The following is a 4,858-nucleotide window of genomic DNA, read 5'->3' as shown; positions in this document are numbered from 1 at the left end:
AGTCGGCTTTTCTTCACTTCTACTATAAAAAAATAGTAGCACAAACCATGGCCTTGGTTTGTACTACTAATGTTAGTGTGTTTTAATCTTTATTAAATCCATTAAATAACACAAAAGACTTGTAATACTGTTGTTTCTTTATTTTTATATTATTGTTGGTTAAAACACACTTCTTTATTATATCTTAATATTTACGTTCTTCTTCTTCATCATCTAGTATATGATTAAAAAAGTCAGAAAAATTCTCCCATACATCTGGCTCGGAAATAAAATCTTGCTCCTCTAATTTAGTTATTTCTACAGAATCTAGCCAAATGATTGATGGTTTGTTTTCTGTATCCATAACAATAATACTTTCATCTTGTTCAGCAATAACAACAAATCTACTCGGTAAACCAACGGCCTCTCTAATTCTCAAAGTTTCTCCAATAAGATTTGTTGAATCAGAAAATAAAAAAGAATGTATATTTTTCCCTCCAACATCTCCTCCACTGTAGAAACTAGATACTTCACGAAAATCATTAGGTAGTTTTATTTGAAGATCATATTCGATTTTATCCAAGTAATCTTTAGAAATTCCATCAATATCGTATAAAGCTCTATATTTATTTAGCAATTCATTCATATCATTCATTATATCTCCACCTCTTCTAAAAATTTATGATTTACATCGGGTTTTCCAATATTCTCGTGTATCGACACCAAATTTCGACCTATTTATCGGATAATTAGGATGTGGTTTATTTCTCCCAAATTGACTATGCAATATATCTTGCCCATACTTTCCTACACCATGATAACGAGTACTTGCTTCTACTAATGCTCCTCTCGAATCTTGACCTAAATGATGTAATGTTGCAAAACTACCATCAGATAGTTGTGGTGCTTTTCCGTATTTATTTGCCGCATCCCTATTTGTCATACCAATATACTTTTTATCTCCTGCACTTCTAATTTTATCCCAATTAATATCATCTCTTTGATACACATCATATGTTTGTCTAGTTCCCTTTGGTCTTGTTGCAGTCCAAATAACTTTTTTCCAATTTATCAAGCCAAACGGATCCAGCTCTATGAGAGGGTCACTAACATATCCATATAACGTTGGATTATTCCCCGCTAGCCTAATAGGGTCTTGTTGTGTGTAAATCCCCTCACTTGGTGAGTAATATCGGAATCTGTTGTAATATAATCCAATTTCCACGTCTTCATACTGCCCTTGATAACGGAATGGAATGAGATCCTTTTCACCTGCAAATTCTATTACTCGCCCATAAATATCAAGCTCAGCCGACCAAACCTTATTACCATCATCATCATAAGCTTCGACAGGCGTTCCAAGATAATCACTAATAATACTGTAATTACCTTCATCCGTAATTTTAGCAGACGGTACGAACCCATCTTTAAATACCCATGTGACTAGATTGTCTGGTATTTCAGACTTGTTCTGTGAAGAATACTCCTCTAGGTTTTCAAATTCCCCTGAATCTTCCTCCGAGAAATACTCATGTAGGATAGTATTCCCATCCCATACGAATCTCATAGTTTTCTCGTCAGAACTCTTCTCTATTCGTCTACCTAGCGAGTCATACTTGAAAGTAACTTCTGTGTTGTCTGGTTTGATGACCTTCGACATCATACCATTGCCATAGTACTCGTACTTCCACGTATCACCATTCTTCTCAACTTTCTGAATCAGATTACCTTCATCATCATAAGAGAATGTTGCCTCTTTCGTTTCAAGCAATCTGCTTCCGGCACCATAGACACGATCTGTCTTTTCTTTCGTTTCATACAAATTCCCGACATCATCGACACTGCGGTGTAAGAAATCAAATTGACCGCCTTGATTGGACCAAACGAGGTTACTGAATTCATCGTAACCATAGGTAACTTTTACACCTGTTAACTCGTTTACCATGCTTCGTAAGCGATGATTAACGTCCCAATTATACACGCGTCTTCGGGTATGACGGTTTTGACTACTTATTCGATGGTGTGTCGGTCTACCTGTTACATCATACTGCCATTCGCTGATGACATCCCCAGGTAGGATTCTCTCAATTTCTTGTCCGAGTTCATTGTACTGCATGGATGCTGTCCAATGTTCTTGCTCTGAGTGTGAAGCTGAGATTTGTGACACATTGCCCATTTCATTACGAGCGACATCAATTTTTGCACCTAAGCTACTCGTAATCTGTGAACGGTTGCCTAATTCATCATAGCTACTCGCAATCCAATGGTCATTTTGCCATTCCTTGATTACTTGTCCAGATGGGTCTCGCTCCAGCTTTACTTTCACATGCTCATTTTCAGTCTCCATCAACAAACCATTTTTGTCATAGCCAAACTCTTCCCAGGTGTCATCATAATAATCAGCTCGAATGACATTCCCTAAATTATCATGCTGATACGCTGTCCATCGATCCTCAGGACGTTGAATTCTTTGAACTAATCCTGCCAAACTTCGCTCATACGTTCTTTCCATCTCATCAAAGCCGATTTCCTTGATGATATTTCCTTTCGTATCGCGTTCAAACTGATACGTTTCGCCTTTTTCATTGATGACAGCGGTTAACTGCTCCTCTGTATCATAAGTGAATTTAACTTTCTTTCCACCTTGTTCTCGAGATATCAAACTGCCAAACATGGTGTAATCAAAGGCTACTTGCGTATGGTTATCTTTCGCCAAAACAATATCGTCATAGGCATTGTACTTTAATTGAACGTCGTTACCATCTGATAGATTTGCACGTACAAGACGATTTAAGTTATCATAACGGAACTTTTCTGTGGCACCAAGTGGATTTGTCGTTGTTGTGCAGTTACCACGACGGTCATACGTCCAGGTTGAACTTGTCCCGTCTGGCAATGTTACTTGACTCAGGTTCAAATCAGCATCATAAGCTAAGCTTACCATATGACCTTGCGCATTTGTCACCGTTTCGATTAAATATTTCTCATTATAGGAAAATTCAGTCTTTGTGCCATCTTCTAAAATATTTGCCTGTAATGTACCGTCTTTATTATAAATCCACTGACGACTGCCACCCTCTGCGTTAACTGCCTGAATCAGTCTATCTTTTTCATCATATTGAGCCGATAAGGTACTGCCATCTGCACGAGTAATCGTCACTGGGTTTGCCCACTCATCATAGCTATATGTCGTCACATGTCCATCTTCATCAACTGTTTGGAGTAATTCAAAGTCCTCATTATATTGATAACTGACTTCACTACCATCTGGATGAACAATTTTCGTACAGAGATTATCTTCGTTATAATAGTAATAAGTCTTATGACCTAAACTATTCGTAATTTCGTTATAGCCCTCGTGATAAGAAAGCTCATAAGCAAGGACATTGCCATCTCCCCATGTCTTGATGCATCGTGCACCTGTAGTTGGGCCATCATAGCGCCAGAAGAAGCTATTTTTATTGCGATCTGTTTTTTGCATCATCAAATGATTAACATATTTTAAATGCGTACTTTGCCCTAACGCATCTTGGATTTCGATTAAATCTTGTCCATCATTGTAATCATAGCGAACTAAGACTTCACGACTCATCTGGTTACGTAGGGCGACTTCTGTCATTCTGCCTACCTCATTGGTCGTAACTTCAAGCACTCTACCAACACTGTCTATTACTTGGGAAAGGAACCCTTTAAGGTTATAGGCAAATTGAATATGATGCGCTTGCTCATTTCTTACTTCTTTTAATCGGTATGTTGTTTCTGTTATTTGTTCAAATACATAAATCAATCGTGTATCATGCTCAAATAGATGATACTCCTCACCTGTATTTGTTAAGGTCATTCTTTCTCGTTTGTTAAAATACGGCAAGTTTATTGGTAAAATTGGAAATCCTATCGCGCGACCATCCGTTACAACTATCCCAATCAGGTCTTCTTCTTCAAAAATTTCTAAGGCTAGATCATATGTAAAGTGCATACCATGACCTGATAAGCCAACCCGACTACTATCACTGTACCAAGCGCGTTCCCATGAAAGGGGGATAGGTCCAGGTAGTTCAAAGTCGATACCTTCATAAATCATACGCCCGGTAATTGTATCAACAGGATCTGAACATGTATTGGAATTTTTTTTACTTTGCCCATTTGTACACTTTTGCTTCTTTGATCCTTTACGATTAAATTTCTTTAGTGCGTCCTTGGCCATATCCTTCATACCATCTAATACCTTCGACACACCGAGCAATTCATCCATGGATGAGACAACTTTATCTGCTGCCGTCTTCACGGCCTTAGATCCTTTGTTGGCTAGCGCCGATACTGTATCTAGCGTTTTAGATACTTTTGCGTAAGCTGCTTTCATCCCTTTTATTGCTTTGGATGCATCCACTGCTTTATCTGCAGCTTTTGCGGCTGTAATTGCTTTATCTGCAGCTTTTGCCGCTTTACCGGCCTTATAGGCTGTTTTGGCTGCATCACCAACTATCGGGACCGCCCCAACTATGTTCATGGCTGCCCCCATGTAGTCTCCTCTTGCCAAGCTAATTCCTGCATTCGCAATATCTGCAAATGTTCCTATGACAGGAATAAACCCAGCGATATCCAGCGCAGTACTTACGCCATCTACTAAACTACTAAACCAGCCTTTCTTCTCTTTCTTCTCTTCTGCCTTTTGAGGGAAGATTAAGTCAACTTTACTCATTGCTTCGATTGCTTCTTCATTTAGCTTCGGCGGCTGGCTCTTCTTCTCTATACCTTCTTGTTCAATGAGCGTACTAATTAATTGTGTGTCAGCGGCCATAATCACATGACTTTGTTCCTTCGCTGATATCGCAATCCATTCTTCCGCTTCTACGGCAAGCTCTTTCATGCCACTAATTTC

2 protein-coding genes are annotated in these 4,858 nt (G+C 38.8%); both read right to left on the bottom strand.

Translation table 11 applies throughout. From position 1 onward, the window contains the following. Positions 1-184: 184 nt before the first annotated feature. Positions 185-634, bottom strand: a complete 450-nt coding sequence (locus tag ABNX05_RS25920) for an SMI1/KNR4 family protein (RefSeq protein WP_337989527.1) — start codon at positions 632-634, stop codon at positions 185-187. Between the two features lie 24 nt (positions 635-658). Then, on the bottom strand, positions 659-4,858 hold a 4,200-nt coding region (locus ABNX05_RS25915; protein ID WP_349662321.1), incomplete at its 5' end, for a DUF6531 domain-containing protein.

Source organism: Lysinibacillus zambalensis, from assembly GCF_040183165.1.
Lineage (GTDB): Bacteria > Bacillota > Bacilli > Bacillales_A > Planococcaceae > Lysinibacillus > Lysinibacillus zambalensis.
Note: the sequence above shows the minus strand (reverse complement) of the source record. Positions and strands in the feature narration are given on the sequence as shown.